The organism is Achromobacter pestifer (genome assembly GCF_013267355.1).
In the GTDB taxonomy this organism is placed as follows: domain Bacteria; phylum Pseudomonadota; class Gammaproteobacteria; order Burkholderiales; family Burkholderiaceae_B; genus Achromobacter; species Achromobacter pestifer_A.
Map to the genome: position 1 here is coordinate 2831780 of NZ_CP053985.1, position 25568 is coordinate 2857347.

The following is a 25568-nucleotide window of genomic DNA, read 5'->3' on the forward strand; positions in this document are numbered from 1 at the left end:
GAAACCTGAATGACAAAGGCGCCCGGGTGCGACCAGCACCCGGGCAATATCGATTCTGCAAGAGAAAATTGTGAAGAGAGTATTTGATCTATTGCTCAGCCTGTTTGCCGCACTTGTGCTGCTGATACCGGTGATTATCGTCGCGCTCTTGGTCAGGCTGACTTCGCCCGGCCCCGTGCTGTACTGGAGCAACCGGGTGGGCCGCAACAACCGCATTTTCAAGATGCCAAAATTCCGCAGCATGAAAGTGGATACGCCGGCTGTTGCGACACATTTGCTGCCGGATCCCGCGGCATGTCTGACGCCTGTCGGAGGCTTCTTGCGCAAAAGCAGCCTGGACGAACTGCCGCAGCTGTGGAGCATTATCGTCGGCGACATGAGTTTTGTCGGGCCGCGTCCTGCACTGTTCAATCAGGATGATCTGATCGCTCTGCGTACCGAGGCCGGCGTGGACGCGCTCACGCCTGGATTGACGGGATGGGCCCAAGTCAACGGCCGCGATGAATTGCCGATCCCCGATAAGGTCCGCCTGGATATCGAGTACATGGAAAGGCAGTCCGTATGGTTCGATATCCGCATTCTCTGGATGACTTTCGTCAAGGTGCTGCGCCGGGACGGCGTTTCACATTGATTCGGGCAAGCCTCTTTTCTCAGAGCGTTTGTCTCTGAAGATCCATCGCAAGATTGAGTAGATAACCACGGGAATCAAGGTCCAGATCAATCCGTGGTCATAAAAAATGGGGCCCTCGCCGGGCACCTGAGAAAAATGATATCCGGCAACGGCGCCCATAATGCCAAAGGCACCCACCGTTGCGCTTGCGGTAATCGGCAGGCACGTGATCAGTGCCATGACCATGGACGCACAAACCATGGCGAAGAGTGCAATCGGCCACCCTCCAAGCGAGTAACCCGAGATGTGGACGGCTGCAGGTGCGGTGCCACGCCCTTCGAAGCCATCGCGGCCGAAGACCCGGGTATAGATGTAGGTGCTGGGGCGACAAGCCGGTCCCATGCGGGCCTGAGCTAGGATGCCGCCGCATACATAGCCTTCTTCAGTGAACACCTGATAGTAGAACGGGTACAGGATCGCCATGCGGGTCAGGCCGGAGAATAGTGTTTCCGGGGCTCGGGTGAATGCCAGCTTGGGAGTATCCAGAGCCTCGCTCAATACCCCTTTGTCGGGGCGGACTTCTGGCAGTGTGCGCGGCGGTGTTCCGGGTGCCGATGTTTCTGGCGCGATTACCGAGGGGGCAGCGAGTTCGGGAGGAGGCGCGTTGCTGGAACTGTCCGCGTAGCGGAATACGTGGCTGGAAATCACCAGATAAGTCGCGAACAGCGCAATGGTACCGATTCCAGCTTTGATGTATGGGCGTTTCTGGCTGTGCGCGAAGACTGTCAGAATCAGAGCGGCGGCAAAGACCAAGAACGGCCATTTCATGTTCAACAGGACCATGTAGAGAGCCACCAAGCTGGCTACGACTACCGTGGTCACCTTCCAGAACAGGGCCGAGGAACGGATCCATCGGATTTGGGCATATACGGCCAGGAACGGCAGGATGGACATCAGGACAGCCATGGTCCAGAAGCGCAGTCCGCTAAGTATTTGAAACCGTATTTCGACCGACGAGACCGCGTCGGTGCCCGTGCCATAGAGCGAAAATGCGTTGGCTTTCCACAAGTGGTATCCCACGTGGCCCAGCGCGAGGCCGGTTATTACCAGATAATCAATGCGTCGGATTTCCGGAACGCGGGCGCAAAGCCGATGCACAGGTTTTTCGAGGTAGCGCCGCACCAGAATTACCACAATGGGGGTCATCAGGAATGGCAAAAACAGCAATAACCAATATAGTGGCGTAAATATTGTCGGGAAGTTGTATATGATGGCGTAGCTGGGAATTTTTTGTAGTTGTTCTCGGCCGAATGGAGTGGCAAAAAGCAAATTCCCAAGAACAACAGTGAGGAAGAATGCCGCCAAAAAAATAACGGGCGACATGTTCCTGATAATCCAGGGTCGTAGCGTGTCGTTCTTCAATCTATAGTCCATGGATTGCTAGGTCTTTGCAGGAGTATAGGCAAATGCTGTCGCGCCGCGTACTGTCCATAAGTCCTAAACTGTAGCGAAGTGTGAAGCTTAAGATAGGCTGATCAGCTATCAGACGCAAGCATCCCGTTTGCCTAACCCGCCAGACCCCCGACCCGCCATCCGAAGTGTGTAGTCAGATCCTGATGTCATTCTGGCCTTGTTTCGAGGAGCCCCGGTTTGGTGCATAGGCTCAGGTGGAGGTACTTGACCTTCTGGCGCGCGCCGCAGGATCTATCGAGTCCGTTACAACCCTGGTAGCGCATGCGCAAAACGAAGGGGTCATCTCGCATCGGCGAGATGACCCCTTCGTTTTGCCGGAGTTGATATCCGGCGCGAGGCGTTAGGTGTCTAGTCAGGCATCCAGCTTTGCCAGATGGCGGTCGACGCCTTGTCCCCCTTTGCGGCGTTGGCCGATGGCGACGAAGAGCAGGATCGCAATAGGAATCATGAAGGCGAAAATGCCGTGAGGGTAGGTGAAGCTTGCAATCAACGGCACTTGGGTAAGGTAGTAGGAAAACGAGCAAGCAGCTACCGTGAAACCAAGGAACAACGGGCTGCCGCTGGCGGCGCCGACAGTGCCGAGAATCCCGAGGAACACGCCGCTCAGGATCATCACGCAAATCGACCAGAACATTCCCAATTCACCGTATGCAGATAACGTCGCCGGTGCCGGCTGCTGGCCTTGCGCCCAATCTACCTCAGGATACATCGCGTTGAAGACCTTGATGGGTAGCACGCAATTTGCCTCCGGCATATGCAGGAGCTTGCGGACCAGATTTCCCTGGATGCCGCAACGCTCCGATTCATCGTCGAAAATCGCTACGTAAAAGGGCATGGCTGCCGCCATGCGATGCAGTGCGTCACCGGACAGCCGCTTTATGTAGGACGCGAGCAGGTTCGTATCTAGCTTGACGGCCGGTTGAACGAGCGTAGGCACGGGAGGGGCAGTTGGAGGGGGCGGGCTGTCTTCAGGCGCTTCCGAGGGCGTTTCCGGGATATCAATCGGCGCCATCGCCTGAGGGAGTTCTTCTATTTTTGACGTAGATTCCGGTTGCTGATGAGTGCTGGCCAGTTCTACCTCCACCGGTTCTGGCGGGGCTGGGTACATCGCGTAGCCGGTGAGGACAAACGCGAGAACCGAAACTACGGTGACGATGATCATGTATTTCAATTTGGCCCGCGTCAAAATGAACGCAGCGACCATCATGATCAGGTAAATTAGTATTTGAGCCTTCGAGTAGGTGGCAGTGATGATGAACAGGAAGAAAACGAATGTCACCACGAAGAGGATCAAGTCTTGCGCCTTGCCACCCTGCTTTACGTATGCGATGAACGCCAGTATCGGAATAATAAGATTAATTCCGTAGGCGAACGCAAAAAAGACGAAGCCAGTATTTTCCAGCAGATTCAGGCGCCGGGTGGTTTTTGCAATGTAGTCGCCGCTGGATAGCAAGCCAAGATCCAAGGCGCCTGCCGCGTTCAGGGTAAAAAGGCAATAAGCGGCGCTCGTGAGCGCGATTAGCCAGAGCACCGAGGTATTAATTCTCAGATCGTATGAGGCCACTTTCTCCAAGAGCGGGAGAGGGCGCTTCATGAATTTGACCGTCAACCAGGCCGCAATGGGGACGACAATGAGAGGCAGATAAAGAAGGGCAAGATAGGTAGGTGAACCGATCGACTCATAGGCCTTCGCCGCCATCGGTCCCCATCTGTTTGTAATATATTCCGCCCCGCCAGGCATCAAATAGACAGTGGCAGCCAAAACCGTGGTGACGAAGTACGAGAACAAATATAGAACCGTTGGCAGCGAGATAGTTATTTTTCTCTCTAACGCCAAGTTTCCGTGCTTCCAGAAATTGCCTAACATCTGTTGATGCCTTTCCATTGAGTTTTGGAATATATGAGCGCTACGCAAAGCTCAATATTCCTACCAAATACTTCTAAATGTTACTTTATATAGCGTTGCGGGCGTGATCCCTTACTACCTTCCCGCGGGACAGTGAACTAAGAAAGTGGGGAGTTGACAGTAAGCGGAAGTATCACGCGAAATTGTGACGCGTATTGTAGAACTACGTAACTTAGTTGGGCCTGAAAAATCAGATTTTTACGAGCTGACTGCGCATCAAGCGGGCCTGTTGTGCGTCACAGCAACAAATAAGGCGTCGTTCCGGATACTTGAGACTGGGCAGTTCAACCCTGGATGAGGCCGGATCCCAATGACCGATACAGCCTGAGCAAGCAGGTCATCAGGACTGCCGCCAAGGCTCCGAGCCAGGCCACGGCCCATCCTGCGGCTACCCAGTCCATTTGTCCGTTGTAGATGGATGGCGGTGCCAGGAAATGCATGGCGATCAGCACGGCCAGGACAAAGGCGATCATTTTCAAGTTGATCGTGAACCGGATCGCGTTCGACCCGGTCCAGAGCGTCAGGCAGAAGTAAAGGAGCGTGCTCGCCGCATATGAAATTGCGAAATAGTCGAGCGAATGGCTGCTGGACGAGTACATGTAGGCAAGAAACGCGGCGCTATTGCTGATGGCTGCCAGCACGACCAATTGCTTCAGGTGTCCGAGTACCTCGAATTTCTTCTGCGAATAGAGTGCCAGGGTGCTTAACATGATACCGAGCCCAATGAGAACCGCTCGGAAAAATGATACATGCTGCAGGTCAGGCGAAAAGTGCGCTAATTGTATTTTTGCGAATGACGCATAGACGAATATCGCGAACAGAAACAGCACGACCAGAAGCGTGGTCGAGAACCTGATCAGTTGAGAGAGCTCCTCCTGCTTTTTCTCGCGGAACAACCGGAAGATCATGGAATGGGCTATCAGCATGATCGGCATGGAAATGAACCCTGAAATGCCGATCAGAAGGTCTTTCGTGAAAGCATAGCCCGCCACGCCCGGCCCTTCCACGCGCCCAAGGAAGAAGCGGTCGGTGTAGCTGTTGACGAGCATCAGCGAAAACCAGATGAACATGGGGCCGCCATAGGCCAGAAGCTTGGAATTCTCAAGCGCAGGTTCCTTCGCTGCCAGGCGGCGCTGGCGCTTGCGCAACACGCTGGTAAACCAGGTCCAGTGAATATACAGAAGCAGCGTAATGAGGCCGGCCAGAAACCCCGCGCCATAACCGGCGACGGACAGCGCGAGCGAATGGGTGTTGGACAGGATCGCGTAGGCGGCGAACAGCAGTTGAGTAATGCTGAGGGTGATCGCGCTGATGACCTGACTGCGCATTCGCCGCTCCGGTTGGAATAGGGCGACGGCTACGTAGAATAGCCCTTGCGCAGCAGTCAGGAACAAGACGCTCGTGCTCAGCGCCCGATCATGAAACAGCGATAGAAAGATTCCGGAGGTGATCAGGGCCGTCAGCGAGGCCGAAATAATGGCTATCCGCATCACCTGCGTGACGAATGCCGCTTTCCCTTTGCGCAAGGGGAAGTAAAAGATGATCGCGCTGGCAATCCAGCTCGAAGCTATCTGTGCGCCGATCACGCCAGCGGCAATCGCGGCGGAATAGGTTACATAATCGGTGGGCGGAAAGCTCATGTACATGGCGACCATGTACACGATCATGGACAGAGCCGGGAAAACTTTCACTGCGAGGTATAGGAAGAGGCCCCGTATCATGCCAAAGCTATTTAGGTAAAAAAGAAGGGTCGATGGTCGTCGCGGCTCCCGCACATCACGGGTGGCCTTGCTGCTCCGAACCCTGAAAAATTGTTCGGACCAGTTTTTTTCCTTGTTGCAGGGCGGTCTTATGCTGCCGACAGAAGGCGGCTGCGCCTTGCGCGGAGAGCTGGGCGGCACCGTAATTCACGCCTGCGTTGCTTCGCAGGCATTCAGCCAAGCCTTCTGCGGTGACGTCATCCAGAACGAGCAGGTGTGCATAGTACTCCTGTGGGATGCCAGGCAGGCGGGAAGAGACTACGGGAACGCCCGTGGCCATGTATTCCAACAGCTTGGATGGAAAGGAGTATTGCAGATAGGCGTCGCCCGGGATGCGCGCATTGACCAGAAAGCTGGCGCTGCGCGACAGCGCCTTGACGTCTTCGGGTGGGATGCTCCCCAGGTAGTGTATCTGGGGATGTTCGCTCGCGGCCCGGCGCACGGCTGCGTTCATGGAGCCTGCCCCGCATAGGACCAGGTGGACCTGACCGCCCAGTTGCTTCACGGCCTCGATGAGAATGCCTACGCCATAAGGTTCAGCCAGCCCGCCCGCGTAGAAGACAAAGCCCTTGGTCAGCCCATATTTGTTCAGAGTCTCGGAATCGTGCTGCTTCTGTGCTTCATCAGGCGCATCGCTGGCCTCCGCCACACCTTCCAGGACTGCCGTTCGTTTGCCGCTCCAGGATGGGCGCGATTGGACCAGCTCGGAGGTGATTCCTATGATGCCCGTCGCCCGGTCGCTCAGGCTCAACACCAGTGATGTGTCGATCCGCTTCAGGAAGTTGAATAGACGGCTGCGCTTGACGCCGACGTTCATGTATTGCGGCAGGTCAGGGACATAGATGTAGAAGGGGATTCGGAACCACTTGGAGAGGATCGCCGCAGAAAGCACCAGAGGAGTGTGCAGTGAGTACACCAGGATTGCCGAAGGGCGCTCACGTTTTTGGCGCAGGCACCGCCAGCCCGCGCTCAGGATGGAGATGGTGCGCGACATGTGGCTGAGAAAGGGCATGTTGATGTAGCCGACAGCCTGGGCTTGTTGTCCGTGGGCATCGACGCCTTTGAATGCCTTCAGCAAGACGGTACGGTTGCGCGGAAAGATCCGCGCGGGGTACAGGCCGATCGTTTCGACCTCGACGTCGTTTTGCCGCAGACCGTCTACGATCCGGGATTCGAGCTTGCGCGCGGCGTACTGATGGTTCTTCTCCGCCTTGTCGTGCAGGTCGAAATACGCCTGGGGGCAAAAGAAACCCAGGTGCAGCAATCGCTTTTTTTCAGACACGATTTTTTCCGTTATCGCATTCAGGGTATGGATTTGTGCGCGGAATGCGCGGAGAAACCGCCCGGCGCAGACATGGCCAGGAACAACGCGGCCAATGTCGCATATAGGCCGATGGTGCGCATGCCCCGGAACATCAGTTCGGTGAGGCCGAATGTCGCAAACCCCAGGCAGACGACAAGACCCATGGCGGCAGCGCATTTGCCGTCGGGGCTGCCCTGGCGCACGCGCCTGAGGAAATAGGCGCTAGGCGCAAGATATATGGCGAGCAGCGCAGCAAGCCCTGGCAGACCATAGTTGGCCATGGCATACAGCAGATCATTGTGAGGCTCGCCAAAGTTCGCCGCAACCGTCGGCGAAACCTGGCCGCGCGCGGCCTGTTCCTGCAACTTGTCTGGGAACAGGCCGCCGCTTCCATTGCCGGTAAGCGGAGCGGCGCGGAACATTCTCCAGGCGGCAGACCATAGCTGAAGCCGTGTGCATATCGAAGTATCAGCCAATCTGTCGTTCCGGCATTGAACGACTTCGTTGGCCGCCAGCTTCACGCGGCTGCGCAAATCGTGATTGGCGTAGAGGACAGCCGCACAGCCCACAACGACCGCGGCAAATATGCCCGCCTTCAGGATCCAGCGTCGTTGGCTGACCAGCGCGAGCGCCACCAGGGAAAAGACGGGGACCGCCAGCCAACCACCGCGGGTCAACGTCAGCGCGAAGGCATAGATCGCCACACCGCCAGTGACAAGTTTTGCGGCGGCTTCAAGCCTGGGCCAGCGTGTCGTGCGCAATCCCAGCGCGAACAGCATGAGCACGCCCATGAGCAAGGTCAGGTTGCCGTAGGAGACAGCGTTGTACTCCTCGGGCTCTGGCCGCTGGCCGGTGGTCCAGGCCAGATGGATGATGCTGATGCTGGCGATCCAGGCGGCTGTTGCGATGCCCCACAAAGCGAGCTTGAGCCTTTCGCGGTCGATTTGCGTCAGGCTGGCGACGATCAATGCTATCGCCCAGAAGCGGAGGCCGCGTTCAAGATCCGACCCATGCAATCTCGCATCCAACAAGGCAGAGCTGAGTAGCGGCGTCAGCGGAACCAGTGCCAGCGACGCAACCAGCGGCCAGTAGCTATGCCAATACGGCGTACGGGATGGTTCGGATTGGCGCGCCGCCAGGCACAGGCCGGCCAGGCTGAAGACGCAGGCTGCGTAGAACGCAACGCTGCCCCCGCGGCTAGTGCTGACGGTCAGGACCGGCAGCAAGCCGATACAAAGCAGCAGGGCTACATCGCATACGTTCTTGACTGCCCGGGGGGACTGAGGAGGCGTGGCGACGTCCATGGAAACAAGCCTGGGCAAATACTGATTGGTAGTGGCGTCGTGCTTGGAAGGACAAACTAACCAGGTGCTGGGGTATCTGGGGGCAGGCTGCCCCGATGCCGTTTGCCCGCCAGCAGCTCGATCAGTATTTTTTCCACACGGTACGGTTCACATAGTCCGTATAGCTATGGATGATCCGCACCACTTTTTCCGCCACGTTAGGCATGCTGTAGTCGGCCACCTGACGCAGGCTGCGCTCGGCACCTCGGCCCTGATTCTCCAGGATGGAGAGCCCTTGCAGCACGCGGTCCAGCTCCAGGCCGACCATCATGACGGAAGCTTCCTCGAAGCCTTCAGGACGTTCGTGGGCTTCGCGGATATTAAGTGCAGGAAAATTGAGGATGGAAGATTCTTCCGTGATGGTGCCGCTGTCGGAAAGCACCGCGCGGGCATCTTTCTGCAGTTTGACATAATCGTGGAAGCCAAGAGGCTTGAGCAGACGCACCAGCGGATCAAACTGCAGCTGTTGCGCGTCAATACGCTTCTGCGTGCGCGGATGCGTGGAAACGATCACGGGCTTGCCGTAGGTCGTGGCCAGGCCATTGAAGATGTCCGCGAGCTTGCGCAGATTAACCTCGGAATCGACGTTCTCTTCGCGGTGAGCGCTGATGACAAAGTACTCGCCCTCGGTCAGACCCAGCCGCGAGAGAGCGTCCGAGGCGTCGATGGACGGCGCGTAGTGCGTCAGCACCTCGAACATCGGGCTGCCGGTCTTGATGACGCGGTCCGGAGGGCAACCTTCGGCCAGCAGGTATTCGCGGGCAATGCTGCTGTAAGTGAGGTTGATGTCGGAAGTATGGTCGACGATACGCCGGTTTGTTTCTTCCGGCACGCGCTGATCGAAACAGCGGTTTCCGGCTTCCATGTGGAAAATGGGAATCTTGCGGCGCTTGGCAGGAATGGCGGCCAAGCAGCTATTGGTGTCACCCAAGATGAGGACGGCTTCGGGCTGCGTTTCGGCCAGAACCTTGTCGACGGCAATGATGACGTTGCCGATCGTCTCGGCGGCGGTGCCTCCCGCTGCGTTGAGGAAATGGTCCGGGCGGCGGACGCCGAGATCACTGAAGAAGATCTCGTTCAGTTCGTAGTCGTAGTTCTGGCCGGTATGGACGATGATGTGGTCACAGTATTCGTCCAGCTTGGCCATGACGCGCGACAAGCGAATGATTTCGGGGCGCGTACCAAGGACGGTAACGACTTTGAGTTTCTTGGTCATCTTGGATAATTAAACTTTGTGGCCGATGGTGTCGGGATTCTGCCGGTCGAAGATCTCGTTCGCCCATAGCATGACGACCATGTCGCCCTCGCCGATATTGGTGATGTCGTGTGCCCAGCCGGGAATGGTCTCGACGATGGTGGGCTCGTCGCCGTTGGTGAGGATTTCGAACGTTTCGTCCGTGACGATATGGCGGAAACCGAAACGAGCCGAACCCTTGATGACCAGAAATTTCTCGGTCTTCGTGTGGTGATAGTGGCCGCCGCGCGTGATGCCGGGGAGCGCGGTGAAAAACGAAAACTGGCCAGCGTCGGGCGTCTTCAGCATCTCGACGAAAACGCCGCGCTGGTCACCGTATTTGGGTACGGTGTACGCGAACTGCGCCGGCTCCAGATAGCTCATGTAGGTCGAATACAGCGCGCGGGTGAACCCGGTGCCCACGCGAGGCGTGATGAGCGTCTGGCGGCTTTCCTTGAAACCGCGGATCTCGTCGGCCATGTCGCCCACGGTGGTGGAATAGACCGGTTCGACTTCCACGTACCCGTTAAGTCCCGGCTCTTCTGCGAGCAAGGCAATCAGGGCCTTACAGACGTCGTCCACGTACACCAGGCGCACCTTGGCCGCAGGATCATTGATGCTGATCGGCAGGTCGTGCGCGATGTTATGGCAGAAGGTTGCCACTGCGGAGTTGTAGTTCGGGCGGCACCATTTGCCGAACACATTGGGAAGGCGGAACAGGCGAACCGACGAGCCAGTCTGGCGCCCATAGGCCTGCAGCGCTTCTTCGGCCGCCAGCTTGCTGGCGCCGTAGGGGTTTTCAAGCTCCGCCTGGATCGATGAGGTGTAGGCGATCGGCAAGGGGCGTTGACGCTTGGCGGCGAAATCGATCAGCGACTGCGTCAATCCCAGGTTGATTTCCTTGAACTCGGCAGGATCCTTGGGGCGGTTCGAGCCGGCCAGATGAAAGACATAATCCGCTTCCTGGACCATGGCTTCCAGTTGGCCCAGCGTATGCTCGCGCGTGAATGCGAGCACTTCGAATTCCTTGCGTTCGCCCAGCAATACGCGCAGGTTCTTGCCGACAAATCCGTTGGCGCCGGTGATAAGCAGCTTCATTTAGCCCTCGGCTTCGGGGATGTCGTTGCGCTCGATGGCCTGGATGAAATCGAGCTTGCGCAGCAAGGCCACCATGCCGGCGACGTCCAGACGCTCGGTATTGTGCGAGTTGTAGTCTTCGTATTGCGAAATCTTCGGTTCGCCTTGTTCGACGAACTTGCCGTAATTGAGGTCGCGCAGATCGGGCGGCACGCGGTAGTACCCGCCCAGGTCCTCGGCGGCAGCCATTTCTTCGCGGCTCAACAGCGTTTCATAGAGTTTTTCACCATGCCGCGTACCGATGACGTTGATCGGATGCTCAGGCTTCTTAAGGATGGCGAGCAGGGCTTCGGCCAGGGTTTCGATCGTGGCGGCGGGGGCCTTCTGGACAAAGATATCGCCGTTCGTGCCATGCTCAAACGCATACAGCACCAGATCCACCGCATCTTCCAGCGTCATCATGAAACGCGTCATGTCGGGATCGGTGATCGTGAACGGCGTACCGGCGCGGAACTGGTCGAAGAAGAGGGGGATGACCGATCCGCGCGACGCCATGACGTTGCCATAGCGGGTCCCACAGATCACGGTGCCCTTGCCGTCGAGGTTGCGCGACTTGGCAACCATCACTTTTTCCATCATTGCCTTGGAGATGCCCATGGCATTGATCGGATAAACGGCCTTGTCGGTGCTCAGGCACACGACGCGGCTGACGTTATTGACAATGGCTGCTTCGAGTACGTTCTCGGTGCCCAGGACGTTGGTCCGCACAGCCTCCATCGGGTGGAATTCGCACGAAGGGACTTGCTTGAGCGCTGCGGCATGAAAAATAAAATCGACGCCGCGAGTGGCGTTCAGGATGCTTGTGTAGTCGCGCACATCGCCGATGTAGAACTTCAACTTCGGATTGTTGAAGCGCTTCCGCATATCGTCCTGCTTCTTTTCATCGCGGCTGAAAATGCGGATTTCGCCGATATCGGAATTAATGAATTGCTTCAGAACGGCATTGCCGAAAGAACCCGTGCCTCCGGTTATTAGCAAGGTCTTGTCGCAGAAAGTTTTATTGCTCATGGCTTATATATACTAATTATGGCAGCGGGTTTGTCTAATTGAATTCAGGACGGAGTATATTCAATCACGAGCTTTTTGAGCATCGCCTTGGGGGCCATCTCATCGCCCGAAGTGAAAGAATTTTCCATGCTTTCGAGTTCTTTCATCAATTCGTCATAAGGAATGCTATGTTCCTTCGACTGCATGATGCGAGGGTGTTGCGTAGGCGAGACATCTCCACCGATCAGGAGCTCTTCGTAGAGTTTCTCTCCGGGGCGTAGGCCCGTGATCCGGATTTCGATGTCGCCGTCGGGGAATTCCGGCGTACGGACGGTCAGGCCATGCAGTTGAATCATGCGTTTGGCCAGGTCGTATATCCGGACCGGTTCCCCCATGTCCAGGACGAAGACCGAGCCCGAGGCGCCCATGGCTCCTGCCTGCAGCACCAATTGTGCTGCTTCCGGGATGGTCATGAAGTAGCGGGTAATGTCCGAATGTGTCAAGGTGACCGGTCCGCCGTTCTGGATCTGGCGATTGAACAGGGGGACGACGCTGCCCGAGCTACCCAGCACATTGCCGAACCGCACCATCGAGAAACGGGTGCCGGTCTGAATGTCCGCCAGTGCCTGCAGCACCAATTCGGCCAGGCGCTTGGTTGCGCCCATGACATTGGTGGGCCGGACAGCCTTATCGGTGGAAATCAGCACGAAATCCTTGACGCCGGATTCGATGGCGGCGCGGGCGAAGGACAGGGTTCCGAAGGCATTGGTGCGTATGCCCTCGCGGATGTTGTGCTCGACCAGGGGAACATGCTTGTAGGCTGCTGCGTGATAGATGGTCTCGACACCATACTTGCGCATATGTTCTGCGCAATTCCGCTGATCGCCCGTGGAACCCAGCAGCAGCACGATCTCCACATTCTGCGAGTTGATCCCGGCGAGGTCCTGGCCGATGGTGTACAGGGCGGGTTCAGAGATTTCCAGCAAGACCAGGCGGCGGGGCTGCAGCGCCAGGATCTGGCGGCATAGTTCGGAGCCGATGGAGCCGCCTGCGCCGGACACCATGACCACATGCCCAGTTACATATCGGCCCAGCAGTGCAGGCAGCGGCGCCACGGCATCGCGGCCCAGGAGGTCTTCGATCTGAAGATCGCGAGCTTTCAGGCCACCGGCCTGGTCGACCATTTCGTGCAGATTCGGCACAATCCGGACCCGGATACTGTGCTGCGAACCGATCTCCACCATGTTGTTGATTTGTTCGCGCGAAGCCGTAGGCTTGGCAATCAAAATCTGACCGATATTGTGGCGTTCCACGAGTTCGCCCACGTCGCTCGTCGGGTAGGTGCGCAGGCCAGCGGCCATCAGGCCGGTTTTATCCCGGTCGTCGTCGACCAGCGCGATCGGGCGGTAGTGCGAACTGTTGCGCAAGGCGAGCGCCAATTGGCTGCCAGCCGGACCTGCGCCATAGATAAGCACGCGCACGACGCTGTCCCGCGGTACATCGCCAAGCCGGTGGCGCGGAAACAAGGTCTTGATGGCCGCCAGCCGTACGCCCAGCAGCAGCACCAGGGACACGACGCCGTAAATGGTCAACACGCCGCGCGAAAGCCCCGAGGACATCTGCAGAAAGAGGCTGCAGGCGGTGACCGTCATGATCGAAACCAGGACGCCCCCTACAATGACAAGGGCTACGCGGTCCGTCATGTACCGCAGCACATATTGATACGTGCCGAATACGATGAGCGCGAAGATGCCGCTGGCGCAGGCGGCAAATGACAGCAAAAGATAGTCTGGTGTCGTAAAAAACAGCTCGAAACGAAGCCATAATGCCAACTGGAATGCGCCAAACAGAATCAGCGCGTCCAGCGAAATGGCAAGGGCTCTTTTGGCTGATCTCGGGAGGTCAACGAGGGCTTGCCGAACTGCACCGATTGAGGTACGCAAAGTCACACCGACTGATAAAGAGAGTTTGGGGGTGCGTGATTGTATCAACACGCCGTCGGGGTAGAGTAACCGCGCCTGCGCCGCAGGCGGGCGTGGGCGTCTAGAACTGCTAGCGCGACGTGGGCATCCAAGGTGCTGCAATATGCGGCGATCAAGGAAAGTGGGATGCGCAAATTAAATGGGGGCGTATTACTCGTTCTTGGGATTGCCGGCAGGCAGAGATCCGGCGAGACGGTCCGGCAAGTTCGAATGTCCTATTGGCAATGGGCGAGGCGTGCCATTTTTTTGAACAACAACTTACGAAAATATGATGAGCAAAATATTAGTCACGGGCGGCACGGGATTTGTCGGGCAACGGGTGGTGCGGGATCTGTTGGCGCAAGGGCACTCGTTGCGCTTGTTGACACGCCGGCCTCTGGACGACGAGCGGGTCGAAGTGCGCAATATTCCGGATATGGAGGATGAAGCTGCGCTGATGGAGGCCATGTCGGGGATGGAGGCGGTCTGCCATCTTGCGGGGAGAGCCCACGTGCTGGGCGCCCCACCTGCCGACCACGAACTTCTGTTTGAGCAGGTGAACGTGGAATGGACTTGCAGGCTGGCTGACACCGCCTTTCGTTCCGGAGTGAAGCGCTTCGTGTTTGTCAGTTCGATTGGCGCGGTGGGAACGTCCAGCGAGATGGGGGCTCCGTTGACCGAGCAGACGGAATGCCGACCGACTACGCCTTACGGCAAGTCCAAATTGAAGGCGGAGCAGAAGCTGGCCGAGCTGGCGCAGCGCCATGGCGCCGAATTGGTGATCGTCCGGCCTCCGCTGGTTTACGGCAAGGGCGCGCCGGGCAATATGGCGCGGATGGCCCGTTGGGTTCGGGCCGGCGTGCCGCTGCCATTGCGCAACGTGCGCAACCAACGCAGCTTGGTGCATGTGGATAACCTGTCGGCCGCGCTATTGGCTTGCTTGCAGCATCCTGATGCGCCTGGCCATGTATTCCATGTGCGAGATCTGCAGGACTATTCGACGCCGGATATTTTGCGTGGCGTGGCCAAGGATGTCGGTCGGCCAGTGCGTTTGATTCCCTTCCCGTCTTTCATGTTGCGTATGTTGGCGCAGGCTGCGGGCCAGCGTGGCGCATATGAGCAGCTTACGGGCACCTTGCAGGTCGACGACGCTTCCATCCGCAAAACGCTGCAATTCATGCCCAGATCCTTGCCGTTCGAAGTTGTCTGAGCCGGCAGGGAAATAGATATTCGGCTTTTTTTCCAAGGCGTTCCTGTCTGGAGGGCGGCTCTTGGCCTGATGAAACGCGGCCGCATGACTGGTGCAGTTTGTTGTAAATTGCCGAAATTCTTCGCTGCGGATGCCGCCCTGCATCGGCGGATGATTCCGACTCCGCGTCATGCGGTCTTTTGTGCTTTTGTCAATGCCAACACGCATCCTTATTGTTCGCACTTCTTCGCTAGGCGATCTGGTGCACATGCTGCCCGCCATATCCGATATCGCCCGGCATGTGCCGGACGCGGAGATCGATTGGATTGCAGAAGAAGCTTTCGCGGACATCCCGGCATGGCATCCCGCAGTCAATGAAGTCATCAAGGTGGCCCATCGGCGCTGGCGCAAGGCCTGGTGGTCGGCGCAGGTACGGGCCGAGCGCCGCGCGCTGAAAGAACGCCTGCGGTCCAAACAGTACGACATCGTGCTCGACATGCAGGCCTTGCTGAAATCCGCCTGGCTGGTGCGCCAGACTCGTGGCGTGCGGCATGGGCTGGACTGGCGTTCGGCGCGCGAGCCGCTGGCGTCGCTGTTCTACAACGTGCGGCACCGGGTGGAGTTCTGGCAGCCGGCGGTGATCCGCCAGCGCAAGCTTGCCGCGTTGACGTTCGGCTACCAATACGCCGGCGCGCCCGATTTTGGCTTGCAGGCCTTTGCGCGCCAGGCGACGCAGGCCGCGGCGGACCCCGTGCTGGAAGTCGGCAGCGAGGGCCTGAACGTCGGCGATCTGCCGCGTTTGCACCACCTGGATACGGACCGCGGCTACGCCGTGATCATGCCGTCGGCCAGCCGCGACGACAAACTCTGGCCGGAAGAAGACTGGCGCGTTGTGTTCCGCCGCCTGCGCGAGGCCGGCTGCACCCTGAAATTGCTGGCGGGAAACGAGCAGGAGGCCGAGCGCGCCCGGTTGCTGATTGCCGGCATGGATGGCGCCGAGGTGATGCCCCGCATGGACCTGAGCGCGGTGGCGCGCCTGCTGGCCGGGTCCCGCCTGATGGTGGGGCTGGACAGCGGCCTGACCCATTTGTCGGCCGCCCTGGGCCGGCCCACCATCGGCATTTACCGTGCCTCCACGCCGGTGCGCACGCCGCTGGTCGGTTCGAGCTACACCGCCAGCCTGGGCGACCGCGGGGCTTCGCCATCGCGCGAGGCCGTGATGGCGGCGGTGGAGCAGGCCTTGGCCGCCCAGTGACATGAACCGCGGCGTCTACTCTCTGGCGCTCAGGGCTCTGTCACCGCTGGTCTGGCTCTGGATGGGTCACCGCGCCCGGCGCGCGGGCGGCCAATGGGAGATCTTCTCTTCGGAACGCTTCGGCCACGCCGCGCCTGCCGTTGCCGCTGACGCGGTTACCGCGCCGTGGACGGCTCCCGTCTGGGTGCACGCCGTCAGCCTGGGCGAGACGCGCGCCGCGCAGCCTCTGCTGCAGGCCTTGCTGGACCGGGGGCTGCCGGTGCTGCTGACGCACATGACGGCCACCGGCCGGACCGAGGGCGCGCGCCAATACGCGGAGGCCATCGCCCGCGGGCAGTTGCACCAAGCATGGCTACCTTACGACTTTCCCGGGGCCACCCGCCGATTCATGGCGGCCTACCGGCCGCGCTGCGGCCTGCTCATCGAACGTGAGATCTGGCCGAACCTGCTGGCGGCCGCGCGTGGCGCGAGCGTGCCCATGGCGCTGGTCAGCGCCCGGTTTTCGGCGTCGTCGTTGCGGCAGGCGGGCAGGATGGGCAGCGTGATGCGCGAAGCGCTGGGCGGACTGGACTCGGTGCTGGCGCAGACCACCGAGGACGCCGATAGGCTCGTGCAGGCAGGGGCGCCGCCGCCCGTCGTGACGGGCAATCTGAAATTCGATCTGGTTCTGCCGGCAGCCCAGGTTGCCGCGGGGCAGGCCTGGCGCGAACGGCTGGGCCGGCGCGTGGTGGCGGTGGCCAGCACGCGCGAGGGCGAGGACAGCGGTTTCATCGAGGCCATCAAGCGCCATGCCGCCATGCCGGGCGCGCCGCTATTCCTGCTGATCCCGCGCCATCCGCAGCGCTTTGACGAGGCCGCGCGCCTGCTGTCGGAGGCCGGGCTGCCCTATGTCCGGCGCTCCGAGGGCCTGGAACCCGGGCTGCAGACGGCGGTGTTGCTGGGCGACACGCTGGGCGAGATGGCGTTCCACTATGCCGCTTCGGATGTTGCGATCGTGGCGGGCAGTTTCGCGCCGCTGGGCGGGCAGAACCTGATCGAGGCCTGCGCGGCGGGCGTACCGGTCGTCGTCGGCCCGCATACCTTCAATTTCAAGCAGGCGGCGGAAGACGCGATCGCGGCGGGCGCCGCGTTGCGCGCGGCCGATGCCGGCCAGGCGGTGGATGCGGCAATGGCGCTGCTGGCCGACGAGTCGCGCCGCCAGCGCGCGGCAGAGGCGGCGCTGGCGTGGTTCCGCATGCATTCCGGCGCCACTGGGCGCACGCTGGACGCGCTGGCGCCTTGGTTGAGGGCAGGAAAGGCGGGTTAGCGCCCGTTTCCGCAGGCGTGCGTGCCGGATGGGGCTTCAGGGCGCGGCGCGGGGAGGCGCCGTCTTGGGGACCAAGGTCACCGCGCCCGGATTCAGTTCCTGGTTGAAGCGGCGCGGATCGCGGCCTTCGTCCTCGGGGCGTGTGCCCAGCCAGCCCTGGCCCAGCGCATAGACCCCCAGATTCGCCAGCAGGATGAGGATGAAGAGCACGCGCATGGCCGGGGTCTCCCGTTCAGGCTTCGGCGTCCAGGGTGGCGCGCGCGACCGCGGCCAGGCCGTCCAGGACGGGGTGATCCAGATAGATGGGCACGGGCGCCGCGCCGAAGGTGCCGCCCGCGTCCGCCAGCAGGCGTTCGATTTCCTGGTGCACTTCGGGCCAGCCGCCGCCCGCCGCATAGATCTGGGGCGTCTGGCCGTAGCGCTGGCGTCCGGCCAGCCATTGGCGCACGACGGCGCCGGCCTGCGCGGCGGCGATGCCGGAGGCGATGGCTTCGTGTGTGTCCGTGGGATAGGCCACGACCTGGCCGTTGGCGATGGGGAGATTGGCGGTGCCGTGGGCCAGGGCGCTGCGCATCATGGCCGGGCCGGGCAGGATCAGGCCGCCGGCGAAGACATTGTCAGGGCCGACGGTGTCGATGGTGGTGGCGGTGCCGAAGCTGGCCAGCACGAAAGGCGGGTGCGCCTCGGGCAGGCGCGACAGCACGCCCAGCAGCGAGGCCCAGCGGTCGGCGCCCAGCTGTGTGGGCGTCTTGTAGCGGTTGACCAAGCCCAGCGTGATCGCCTGCGACGGCGACCAGGTCACCGCGCAGCCGTGTTTCTGCAGGATGGCGGCGATGGCCGCGCCGCGGGCCTCGCCGGCCACATTGACGCCCAGCGCGCGCAAGGGGCGGCGCGGCAGGGCGGCCAGCCAGCGGTCCAGGGCGTCCAGGTCCAGGCCGTCGAAGGCGACCGCCGCGGGCTCGCGCGGCGTGTCGGGGTTGCTGGCGTCCAGCCAACCCACCTTGAGACGGCTGTTGCCTGAGTCGATGAGAATAATCATGCTTGGCGTCGAATCGAGATTTCACCGACCAGGATCGGTTGGATGCCCTCGGGCGTTTGCACCAGCAAGCGGCCTTGCTCGTCCACGCCGCTCGCGGTGCCGCCTAGAAGAATAGCGCCCTTGTCCAGTACGTTGACCTTGCGGCCGGCTAAAGCGTCCACCTGATCGAAACGCTGCCTGAAGGCGCCAAAGCCTTCGCGTTCCAGCGTCCGGACCGCTTCCAGCCAGGCCATCGCGCTGGCGCAGACCAGGTCGGCGGCGGCAGCCTGGCGGGCGGCGCCCGCCTGCACCAGGCTCCAGTCGGCGACTTCGCGCTCCAGCGCGAGCGACAGCCGGGCGGCGTCGGTCAGGTTCACGCCCATGCCGATGACGACCGTATGGCCGGCTTCACTGCCGCCGGGATTGCGGGTGGTCTCGACCAGCACGCCTGCCAGCTTGGCGTCGTGCCATTGCACGTCGTTGGGCCACTTCATGCAGAGCCCGGCGGCCTGCGGGCCGGCGACGGCGCGCAGGGCCTCGCAGGCGGCGATGCCGGCCAGCGGCGACAGCGCGGGCAGTTGCGCGGGTGGCAGGTGCACGTCGAAGGCACAGGAGAACATCAGCGTGGAGCCCGTGCGGTTCTGCCAGGGACGGCCGGCGCGGCCACGGCCGGTTTCCTGCAGGTGCGTGCCCAGCAGCCAGGGCTTGCCGCCGGCGCCTGCGCGCGCGCGCGCCAGGAGATCGGCATTGGTCGATCCGGTGCTGCCGATCCAGGAGATGTCCTGGAAGGCGGGCAGGCGCGTGCTGAGCGTACGGGCCAGGGTTTCCGGCGCGGGCAGGTCGATGGGGCTGGCTTGAGCGGGCATGGCGGCGATTGTAGGGCACGCAGCCCGGGCTCGCGGTCGGCCGGCGCCAGCGTTTATGATTGGCGATACATTTTGCATCGGTATCGCCTTTATGCCGCTTTCTGCTTCGTCCGCACCTGCCGCCGCGCCTTTCCGTTTCGAAGGAGGCGTATGCCATGTGGCCGGCGACTGGAGCGTGCTGGCGCTGGCGGAGCCCGGCGAGGTGCAGCGCCGCCGCGAGGCGCTGGCCTGCGCCACCGATGGCGGCGCGCGCTGGGACCTGCACGGCATCGGCCGGCTGGACACGATAGGCGCGCTGCTGATCTGGGAAGCCTGGGGCCATAAGCTGCCCGAGCGCGTGCGCTGGTCCGCCGGCCAGCAGGACGTTTTCAATGCGCTGGCCCTGAACAAGGGCGAGACCCCGGCCGCGGCGCCCAAGCGTGACCCATGGAGCTGGCCGCGCGCGGTGGGCGAGGCGATCTTCCAGGCTATCGACAATGGCCGCGCCTTGCTCATCATGCTGGGGCAACTGGTCCTGGACCTGGGCGGCATGCTGCTGCGCCCGCGGCTCGCGCCGTGGCGCGAGATTTCGGCGCAGGTGTACCGCACCGGCGCGCAGGCGCTGGGCATCACGGCGCTGGTCGGATTCCTGATTGGCGTGGTGCTGTCCTACCTGTCGGCGCAACAGTTGCAGATGTTTGGCGCCGACCGTTTCATCGTGCGCCTGCTGGGTGTATCCATCGTGCGCGAACTGGGGCCGGTGCTGGCCGCCATCCTGGTGGCGGGCCGCTCGGGTTCGGCCATCACGGCGCAGATCGGCGTGATGCGGGTGACGCAGGAGCTGGATGCGATGCTGGTCATGGGCATTTCGCATGGGCAGCGCCTGATCCTGCCGCGGGTGGTGGCGCTGGCCGTGACCATGCCCTTGCTGGTGCTGTGGACGGATGCCATGGCGCTGCTGGGCGGCATGCTTGCCGCGCAGATGCAGCTGGGCGTGTCGGCGCAATGGTTCCTGCAGTCGCTGCCGGACGCGATTTCGCTGACCAATTACTGGATCGGCATCCTGAAGGGCGTGACCTTCGGCATGCTGATCGCGCTGATCGCCTGCCATTTCGGCCTGCGCATCCAGCCCAACACGGAAAGCCTGGGACGCGGCACCACCACGTCCGTGGTCACTGCCATCACTGGCGTGATCCTGCTGGATGCGCTCTACGCCGTGATCTTCAGCTCGGTGGGCATCTGATGAACAGCGCCACCCAGCACAAGTTGTTCGCCGAGGACGGCGTCACGGTAGAGCCCGTCATCACGGTGCGCGGGCTGCGCACGGCATTCGGCGACCACGTGGTGCATGACAATCTGGACCTGACCGTCTTCCCAGGCGAGATCCTGGTGCTGGTGGGCGGCTCGGGCACGGGCAAGACGGTGCTGCTGCGGCAGATCATCGGGCTGGACCGGCCGGCCGCGGGCACGGTGCGGGTGCTGGGCCATGCGCTGTTCGAACTGACGGCGGCCGAACGCCGGCGGCTGTCCTATCGCTGGGGCATGCTGTTCCAGGCGGGGGCGTTGTTTTCCGCGCTGTCGGTGTTCGACAATGTGGCCTTGCCGCTGCGCGAACTGCGTACGGTGCCGGAAGACCTGGTGCGCGATGTCGTCATGTGCCGGCTGGCGATGGTGGGCCTGTCGGCGCGCGACGCCGATAAACGGCCCTCGGACCTGTCCGGCGGCATGGTCAAGCGCGTGGCGCTGGCGCGCGCGCTGTCGTTGGACCCGGAGCTGTTGTTCCTGGATGAGCCGACGGCGGGCCTGGACCCGCTGCGCTCCGACGAATTCGTGGATCTGGTGCGCAGCCTGCACCGGCAATTGGGATTTACCGTCGTCATGGTGACGCACGACTTGGACACGCTGCTGGCGTTGGCCACGCGCGTTGCCGTGCTGGCGGACAAACGGGTGATCGTGTGCGACACGGTGCCGGAAGTACTGAAGGTCGATCACCCGTTCATTCACACGTTCTTCCTGGGCGAGCGCGGCCTGCGCGCGCTGGGAGATCTGGCGCCGAAGGGATTGCATCATGGAAAACCGTAGTCATGCGCTCATGGCCGGCATCTTCACGCTGGCCTTGCTGGCCGCAGCCGCGCTGGTGGCCATCTGGATCGGACGCGACCGGACTCAGCTGCAGCCATACGAAATCATCTCCGCCACGGCGGTCAGCGGCCTGAATCCGCAGTCCACGGTGCGCTACCAGGGCGTGCCGGTGGGCAAGGTGCAGTCGCTGGCCCTGAACCCGGACAAGCCCGGGCAGGTGCGCATCCGCATCGGCGTGGCGCCGAACACGCCGATCACGGAGTCCACCTGGGCCGAACTGGGCGTGCAGGGCGTGACCGGCATTTCCAACGTGGAGTTGCGCGACGACGGCACGTCGATGAAGCGGCTGGCGTCGTCGGCCGCCCATCCGGCCGCCATTCCGCTGCGCCCTGGTTTTCTCGACCGCATCGAACAGCGCGGCGGCAAGCTGATTTCGAACGTGGAGGAAGTCACCGAGCAACTGCGGCGCGTGCTGAGCGAGCAGAACGTGCAGGCGCTTACGGCCAGCCTGCAGAACGCCACCGACATCACCCAGTCGCTCAGGGGCGCCAGCCAGGATCTGGCGCCGACGCTGGCCAAGCTCGGTCCCTTGATTGATTCGCTGGACAAGACTTCGCGCCAGGCCGACCGCGCCGCGCGGGAAGTCGGCGACCTGGCGGCGCAGGCTCGCCAGTCGCTGGCGCGCCTGAACGCGCCGGACGGTCCCCTGTCCGCCGCCACCAGCAGCCTCAACGACATCGCCTTGGCCGCCGCGCGGCTGGATGGCGAGACCCTGCCCGCCATCACCAGCATGGCCACCAACGTCAGCGCGGCCGCGCGCGGCGCCACCGTTACCCTGCGCCGTGTGGACAACACGCCGCAATCGTTCCTGTTCGGCCCGGCGCCCCGCGAGCCCGGGCCCGGCGAGGCCGGCTTTGCAGGCTTCGGGAGATCGCCCAAATGATGAAGATGCGTAGTGCCGTCCTACTCCTGACGCTGGCCCTGGCCGGCTGCGGCATCGGCCGCGTGGCCGCTCCGCCCTCGGTGTTCGACCTGGGCCTGGACTCCCGTGCGGCGCCGGCCTTGCCCGCGCGCGAGACGATCGCGCTGGTCTTTCAGGCCGTGCCCAGCCTGTCCGATACCGGCGTGATCTGGCGCGTGGGCGACAGCGCCGCGCCCAAGGCCTATGCCAGCTACCGCTGGGCCTCGCCGCCGGCCGACCTGGTGCGTCAGCGCCTCACGGAACGCCTGTCGCGCCAGGGGCCGGTGCTGGACGAGCGCGTTACCCTGCAGACGCCGCAGCTGCAGGTGTCCTTGTCCCAATTCGAGCAGGTATTCGCGGCCGACGGCCAATCCAGCGAAGGCCGCGTGTTGCTGCAGGCGGTGCTGCTCAGCGGCCGCAGCGTGCTGGGTCAGACCCGCATCGAGGCACGCGCGCCTGCGCCCACGCAGGACGCGCAAGGCGGGGTGGCGGCGTTGCGCCAGGCCACCGACGATGCTGCCGACCAACTGGCGCAGTGGCTCGCCACGACGCTGAAACCCGCCTCCAGGGCGGGCGGTTAAGATCGCTGTTTTTCCCGCATCCTGAGTTCCTCCATGTCCGCACGCACTGAAACCCACGCATTCACTGGAGCCGCCGGCCGCATCGATTGCGCCGTGGACTGGCCGGCGGGCACGCCGCGAGGCTGGGCGCTGGTCCTGCATCCGCATCCGCTGCAGGGCGGTGCGCGCGAGAACAAGGTGGTCACGACCCTGTCGCGCGCCTGCGTGCAGCACGGCCTGGTCGCGGTGCGGCCCAATTTCCGCGGCGTCGGGCAGTCCGAGGGCGCGTTCGACAAATCCGTGGGCGAAACCCAGGACATGCTGGCGGTCGTCGCGCAGATGCGCGAATTGCATCCGGAACTGGCCCAGGCGCCGTGGGTGCTGGCCGGTTTTTCTTTCGGCACCGCTGTCGCGGCGCAGACCTATGCCGCGCTGGCGGAGCAGGGCGACACGGTGCTGCCGTCCGCCCTGATGCTGATGGGCCCGGCCGTGAACCGCTTCCAGTCGCACGAAGTGCAGGTGCCGGACGACACCTTGCTGGTGCACGGCGAGGAGGACGAAGTCGTGCCGCTGTCCGAGGCCATGGACTGGGCGCGCCCGCGTTCCATTCCCGTGGTGGTGGTGCCGGGCGCATCGCACTTCTTCCACGGCAAGCTGTTGGTGCTGCGCCAATTGGTGCAGGCGCGGCTGAAGGTGGCGCTGGATTGAAACGGGGGCGCCGCTTGCGCGGCGCCAGCGGCTTCAGCCCGGCCAGCGCGAACCGCGGATGACGCTGCAAAAGTTGCCGGGCCTGAACGCCGGCTCCTTGTCGGCGATGACATCGGCCTTGACGTTGCCGAAGGTCGTCTGCGGCTTGTGCTTGATGCCGTCGTAGAACGCCTGGATGATTTCTTCCTTGAAGCCCGGGCCGCGCGGATGTGCCGCCACCACGGCTTCGCGCTGGGCGTCGCCATAGTCGCCATAGGTCAAGCCCAACACGTCCATCTCCACGCCTGCTGTCACCAGCGCAACGACCGGATGCATGAATTCCGGAATGCCTGGCGTGGTGTGGAGCGCGATGGCGGTCCACACCAGATCGATGTCCTGTTGGGAAATCCCGCGGCTTTTCAGGAAATCGCGCGCCGCGTTGGCGCCGTCCACTTCGAAGCGGCAGCAGTCGCTGCTGTGCCGATGCGTCAGGCCCATGTCGTGGAACATGCAGCCGCAATAGAGCAGCTCCGGGTCGAACTTCAGTCCGCGCTGCTTGCCGGCAAGCGCACCGAAGTAGTAGACCCGGCTGGAGTGGTGAAACAGCAGCGGCGTGGCGGTGTCGCGCACCAGCTCCGTGATTTCACGGGCGAGCTTGCTGTCGGGGATTTGAATGCCGTCGATGACAGGGTTCATGGCGGGAGTCCTTGCAGGTGGGGGGAGGGGTTCGAGAAATTCTCCCGCCGCACTAGAATGGCTTCAATTACCGCAATACGCCAGATTCCGCCAAAATACGCGATTTCCCGACGCCGGGTGGCCAGGCGCGATTCCATGACCAAGACCATAGCCATTCTTGCGCTGCCCGGCGTCCAGATGCTCGACGTCTCCGGGCCCCTGGACGTGTTCGCCCAGGCCAATGCCGAACTCGGGCGTGAGCTTTACACGCTGCGCGTGGTGGGCTACGAGGCGGGGCCCATCCGCAGTTCGTCGGGCGCGCGCCTGCTGCCCGACCTGACGGTTGGCGACCCGGCGCCGCGCCTGGATACCCTGCTTGTCGCAGGCACGCCGCAGGCCGCCAGCGCAATGCTCAGCAGCTCCGCTTTGCGATGGCTGCGCGCGACGGCCCGGGCCGCCCGGCGCTATGGCTCCGTCTGCACTGGCGCCTTCATGCTGGCCGCGGCCGGCCTCCTGGACGGGCGGCGCGTGACCACCCATTGGAACGCGGCTGCGCAACTGCGTCTGGCTTATCCCAAGGTGACCGTCGAAGCGGATGCCCTGCATGTGCGCGACGGCAAGGTGCGCACCTCCGCCGGCGTCACGGCCGGCCTGGATCTGGCGCTGTCGCTGGTCGAGGAGGACCTGGGCCGGGAGGTGGCCGCCAACGTGGCTGCCCAGCTGGTGATGTTCTTCAAGCGGCCGGGCGGACAACTGCAGTTCAGCCGCAAGGGACAAGCCGGCCCGGTCGGGCGCTCGGCGCTGCAGGAGGTTCAGCGCTGGGTCGCCGGCAATCCCGGGCTGCCGCTGTCGGTGGATGCGCTGGCCGAACATGCGGGCCTGAGTCCGCGGCATTTTGCGCGGCTGTTCCACGCCGAGGTCGGCGTCACGCCGGCCGCGTGGGTCGAGATGACGCGGATCGCCGCGGCCCGCGCGCTGCTGGAGGCGGGCGTGGCCACGCCCAAGCAGGCGGCCGCGCAATGCGGTTTTGCCAACGTCGACACCTTGCGCCGCGCCTTCGTCAAGCACGTGGGCGTTTCGCCGGCTGTGTACCGCCGGCATCACGGCGGCGATTCTGATTGATCCGTTTGCGCGCCCCGAGGCCGGCAGGTTGCATCAGGTTGCATGTTTTAGTGGCAGGGGAACCCCGGGCGGGCCGGACGGGTCTGATCGACTGCCTATAATTGTCAGCCACTTGCCCCGCGCCGGCGGGCGTCATTACTGGACCCACGTTGCC

Annotated in this window: 23 protein-coding genes; 10 read left to right on the forward strand and 13 right to left on the reverse strand. The window is 62.3% G+C overall.

Annotated elements, in window-relative coordinates; translation table 11 throughout:
- Nucleotides 1-70: 70 nt before the first annotated feature.
- The gene (locus tag FOC84_RS13750) at nucleotides 71-631 is read left to right on the forward strand and encodes a sugar transferase (protein ID WP_173144878.1); all 561 of its coding nucleotides are present in this window, start codon (nucleotides 71-73) and stop codon (nucleotides 629-631) included.
- Here the strand turns inward: FOC84_RS13750 and FOC84_RS13755 are convergent.
- From FOC84_RS13755 to FOC84_RS13795, 9 genes are all read right to left on the reverse strand, one after another.
- A complete protein-coding gene (locus tag FOC84_RS13755) occupies nucleotides 623-2032 on the reverse strand; it encodes a hypothetical protein (RefSeq protein WP_173144879.1) in 1410 nt (469 codons plus the stop codon). The two genes, FOC84_RS13750 and FOC84_RS13755, sit on opposite strands and share 9 nt — an antisense overlap.
- Before the next feature lie 403 nt (nucleotides 2033-2435).
- On the reverse strand, nucleotides 2436-3968 hold the full coding sequence (locus tag FOC84_RS13760; RefSeq protein ID WP_173144880.1) for a hypothetical protein: 1533 nt from the start codon (nucleotides 3966-3968) through the stop codon (nucleotides 2436-2438).
- Between the two features lie 305 nt (nucleotides 3969-4273).
- Nucleotides 4274-5656 carry a hypothetical protein gene (locus tag FOC84_RS13765; protein WP_173144881.1) on the reverse strand — a complete coding sequence of 461 codons (1383 nt, stop codon included), beginning with the start codon at nucleotides 5654-5656 and terminating at the stop codon, nucleotides 4274-4276.
- Between the two features lie 109 nt (nucleotides 5657-5765).
- A complete protein-coding gene (locus tag FOC84_RS13770; RefSeq protein WP_173144882.1) occupies nucleotides 5766-7031 on the reverse strand; it encodes a glycosyltransferase in 1266 nt (421 codons plus the stop codon).
- Between the two features lie 20 nt (nucleotides 7032-7051).
- Entirely contained in the window at nucleotides 7052-8356 is a 1305-nt protein-coding gene (locus FOC84_RS13775) for an O-antigen ligase family protein (protein WP_173144883.1), read from the reverse strand.
- Between the two features lie 121 nt (nucleotides 8357-8477).
- On the reverse strand, nucleotides 8478-9611 hold the full coding sequence (gene wecB / locus FOC84_RS13780; protein ID WP_173144884.1) for a non-hydrolyzing UDP-N-acetylglucosamine 2-epimerase: 1134 nt from the start codon (nucleotides 9609-9611) through the stop codon (nucleotides 8478-8480).
- A gap of 9 nt (nucleotides 9612-9620) precedes the next feature.
- Complete coding sequence (wbjC, locus tag FOC84_RS13785; RefSeq protein ID WP_173144885.1) at nucleotides 9621-10727, reverse strand: UDP-2-acetamido-2,6-beta-L-arabino-hexul-4-ose reductase; 1107 nt, start codon at nucleotides 10725-10727, stop codon at nucleotides 9621-9623.
- Complete coding sequence (locus FOC84_RS13790; protein ID WP_173144886.1) at nucleotides 10728-11774, reverse strand: polysaccharide biosynthesis protein; 1047 nt, start codon at nucleotides 11772-11774, stop codon at nucleotides 10728-10730.
- A gap of 44 nt (nucleotides 11775-11818) precedes the next feature.
- A complete protein-coding gene (locus FOC84_RS13795; protein ID WP_302053196.1) occupies nucleotides 11819-13702 on the reverse strand; it encodes a polysaccharide biosynthesis protein in 1884 nt (627 codons plus the stop codon).
- 301 nt (nucleotides 13703-14003) lie between these two features.
- Here FOC84_RS13795 and FOC84_RS13800 point away from each other — a divergent pair, with 301 nt between their 5' ends.
- The 3 genes from FOC84_RS13800 to FOC84_RS13810 all read left to right on the forward strand — a co-directional run bounded on the left by FOC84_RS13800 (nucleotide 14004) and on the right by FOC84_RS13810 (nucleotide 17464).
- Complete coding sequence (locus FOC84_RS13800; RefSeq protein ID WP_173144887.1) at nucleotides 14004-14924, forward strand: NAD-dependent epimerase/dehydratase family protein; 921 nt, start codon at nucleotides 14004-14006, stop codon at nucleotides 14922-14924.
- Between the two features lie 193 nt (nucleotides 14925-15117).
- Complete coding sequence (gene waaC, locus FOC84_RS13805; RefSeq protein ID WP_173144888.1) at nucleotides 15118-16158, forward strand: lipopolysaccharide heptosyltransferase I; 1041 nt, start codon at nucleotides 15118-15120, stop codon at nucleotides 16156-16158.
- Nucleotide 16159: 1 nt separating this feature from the next.
- Nucleotides 16160-17464, forward strand: a complete 1305-nt coding sequence (locus tag FOC84_RS13810; RefSeq protein WP_173144889.1) for a 3-deoxy-D-manno-octulosonic acid transferase — start codon at nucleotides 16160-16162, stop codon at nucleotides 17462-17464.
- Between the two features lie 36 nt (nucleotides 17465-17500).
- Here the strand turns inward: FOC84_RS13810 and FOC84_RS13815 are convergent, their stop codons facing one another.
- The 3 genes from FOC84_RS13815 to FOC84_RS13825 are packed head-to-tail and all read right to left on the reverse strand — an operon-like array spanning nucleotide 17501 to nucleotide 19348.
- Entirely contained in the window at nucleotides 17501-17680 is a 180-nt protein-coding gene (locus FOC84_RS13815; protein WP_173144890.1) for a hypothetical protein, read from the reverse strand.
- A 16-nt stretch (nucleotides 17681-17696) separates the two neighbouring features.
- Nucleotides 17697-18503, reverse strand: coding sequence for a type III pantothenate kinase (locus FOC84_RS13820; protein WP_173144891.1), 807 nt, complete (start codon nucleotides 18501-18503; stop codon nucleotides 17697-17699).
- Nucleotides 18500-19348 (reverse strand): biotin--[acetyl-CoA-carboxylase] ligase, encoded by an 849-nt coding sequence (locus tag FOC84_RS13825; protein ID WP_173144892.1) that lies wholly within the window; start codon nucleotides 19346-19348, stop codon nucleotides 18500-18502. Before FOC84_RS13825 ends, FOC84_RS13820 begins: the two co-directional genes overlap by 4 nt.
- 91 nt (nucleotides 19349-19439) lie before the next feature.
- Here FOC84_RS13825 and FOC84_RS13830 point away from each other — a divergent pair, with 91 nt between their 5' ends.
- From FOC84_RS13830 to FOC84_RS13850, 5 genes are read left to right on the forward strand one after another with little or no spacing between them, the layout of a single operon-like run.
- Nucleotides 19440-20570 (forward strand): MlaE family ABC transporter permease, encoded by a 1131-nt coding sequence (locus FOC84_RS13830; RefSeq protein ID WP_173144893.1) that lies wholly within the window; start codon nucleotides 19440-19442, stop codon nucleotides 20568-20570.
- A complete protein-coding gene (locus FOC84_RS13835) occupies nucleotides 20570-21409 on the forward strand; it encodes an ABC transporter ATP-binding protein (protein WP_173144894.1) in 840 nt (279 codons plus the stop codon). Before FOC84_RS13830 ends, FOC84_RS13835 begins: the two co-directional genes overlap by 1 nt.
- Nucleotides 21396-22352, forward strand: coding sequence for an MlaD family protein (locus FOC84_RS13840; RefSeq protein WP_173144895.1), 957 nt, complete (start codon nucleotides 21396-21398; stop codon nucleotides 22350-22352). The genes FOC84_RS13835 and FOC84_RS13840 overlap by 14 nt, the downstream gene beginning before the upstream one ends.
- On the forward strand, nucleotides 22352-22951 hold the full coding sequence (locus tag FOC84_RS13845) for an ABC-type transport auxiliary lipoprotein family protein (RefSeq protein WP_173150147.1): 600 nt from the start codon (nucleotides 22352-22354) through the stop codon (nucleotides 22949-22951). Before FOC84_RS13840 ends, FOC84_RS13845 begins: the two co-directional genes overlap by 1 nt.
- 33 nt (nucleotides 22952-22984) lie before the next feature.
- Nucleotides 22985-23638, forward strand: coding sequence for an alpha/beta hydrolase (locus tag FOC84_RS13850; RefSeq protein ID WP_173144896.1), 654 nt, complete (start codon nucleotides 22985-22987; stop codon nucleotides 23636-23638).
- Between the two features lie 33 nt (nucleotides 23639-23671).
- Here FOC84_RS13850 and FOC84_RS13855 read toward each other — a convergent pair whose 3' ends face one another.
- A complete protein-coding gene (locus FOC84_RS13855; protein WP_173144897.1) occupies nucleotides 23672-24313 on the reverse strand; it encodes an HD domain-containing protein in 642 nt (213 codons plus the stop codon).
- 135 nt (nucleotides 24314-24448) lie between these two features.
- On the opposite strand from FOC84_RS13855, the gene FOC84_RS13860 reads away from it, so the two are divergent.
- Nucleotides 24449-25414, forward strand: a complete 966-nt coding sequence (locus FOC84_RS13860; RefSeq protein WP_173144898.1) for a GlxA family transcriptional regulator — start codon at nucleotides 24449-24451, stop codon at nucleotides 25412-25414.
- The last annotated feature ends 154 nt before the right edge of the window (nucleotides 25415-25568 follow it).

Coding starts and splice junctions, on each gene's coding strand:
- FOC84_RS13775 (WP_173144883.1), bottom strand. CDS start 8,356: ATGGACGTCGCCACGCCTCCTCAGTCCCCCCGGGCAGTCAAGAACGTA.
- wecB (WP_173144884.1), bottom strand. CDS start 9,611: ATGACCAAGAAACTCAAAGTCGTTACCGTCCTTGGTACGCGCCCCGAA.
- FOC84_RS13830 (WP_173144893.1), top strand. CDS start 19,440: ATGCCGCTTTCTGCTTCGTCCGCACCTGCCGCCGCGCCTTTCCGTTTC.
- FOC84_RS13860 (WP_173144898.1), top strand. CDS start 24,449: ATGACCAAGACCATAGCCATTCTTGCGCTGCCCGGCGTCCAGATGCTC.
- wbjC (WP_173144885.1), bottom strand. CDS start 10,727: ATGAAGCTGCTTATCACCGGCGCCAACGGATTTGTCGGCAAGAACCTG.
- FOC84_RS13825 (WP_173144892.1), bottom strand. CDS start 19,348: ATGCCCGCTCAAGCCAGCCCCATCGACCTGCCCGCGCCGGAAACCCTG.
- FOC84_RS13810 (WP_173144889.1), top strand. CDS start 16,160: ATGAACCGCGGCGTCTACTCTCTGGCGCTCAGGGCTCTGTCACCGCTG.
- FOC84_RS13790 (WP_173144886.1), bottom strand. CDS start 11,774: ATGAGCAATAAAACTTTCTGCGACAAGACCTTGCTAATAACCGGAGGC.
- FOC84_RS13840 (WP_173144895.1), top strand. CDS start 21,396: ATGGAAAACCGTAGTCATGCGCTCATGGCCGGCATCTTCACGCTGGCC.
- waaC (WP_173144888.1), top strand. CDS start 15,118: ATGCCAACACGCATCCTTATTGTTCGCACTTCTTCGCTAGGCGATCTG.
- FOC84_RS13850 (WP_173144896.1), top strand. CDS start 22,985: ATGTCCGCACGCACTGAAACCCACGCATTCACTGGAGCCGCCGGCCGC.
- FOC84_RS13765 (WP_173144881.1), bottom strand. CDS start 5,656: ATGATCGTGTACATGGTCGCCATGTACATGAGCTTTCCGCCCACCGAT.
- FOC84_RS13800 (WP_173144887.1), top strand. CDS start 14,004: ATGATGAGCAAAATATTAGTCACGGGCGGCACGGGATTTGTCGGGCAA.
- FOC84_RS13835 (WP_173144894.1), top strand. CDS start 20,570: ATGAACAGCGCCACCCAGCACAAGTTGTTCGCCGAGGACGGCGTCACG.
- FOC84_RS13760 (WP_173144880.1), bottom strand. CDS start 3,968: ATGGAAAGGCATCAACAGATGTTAGGCAATTTCTGGAAGCACGGAAAC.
- FOC84_RS13845 (WP_173150147.1), top strand. CDS start 22,352: ATGAAGATGCGTAGTGCCGTCCTACTCCTGACGCTGGCCCTGGCCGGC.
- FOC84_RS13820 (WP_173144891.1), bottom strand. CDS start 18,503: ATGATTATTCTCATCGACTCAGGCAACAGCCGTCTCAAGGTGGGTTGG.
- FOC84_RS13855 (WP_173144897.1), bottom strand. CDS start 24,313: ATGAACCCTGTCATCGACGGCATTCAAATCCCCGACAGCAAGCTCGCC.
- FOC84_RS13815 (WP_173144890.1), bottom strand. CDS start 17,680: ATGCGCGTGCTCTTCATCCTCATCCTGCTGGCGAATCTGGGGGTCTAT.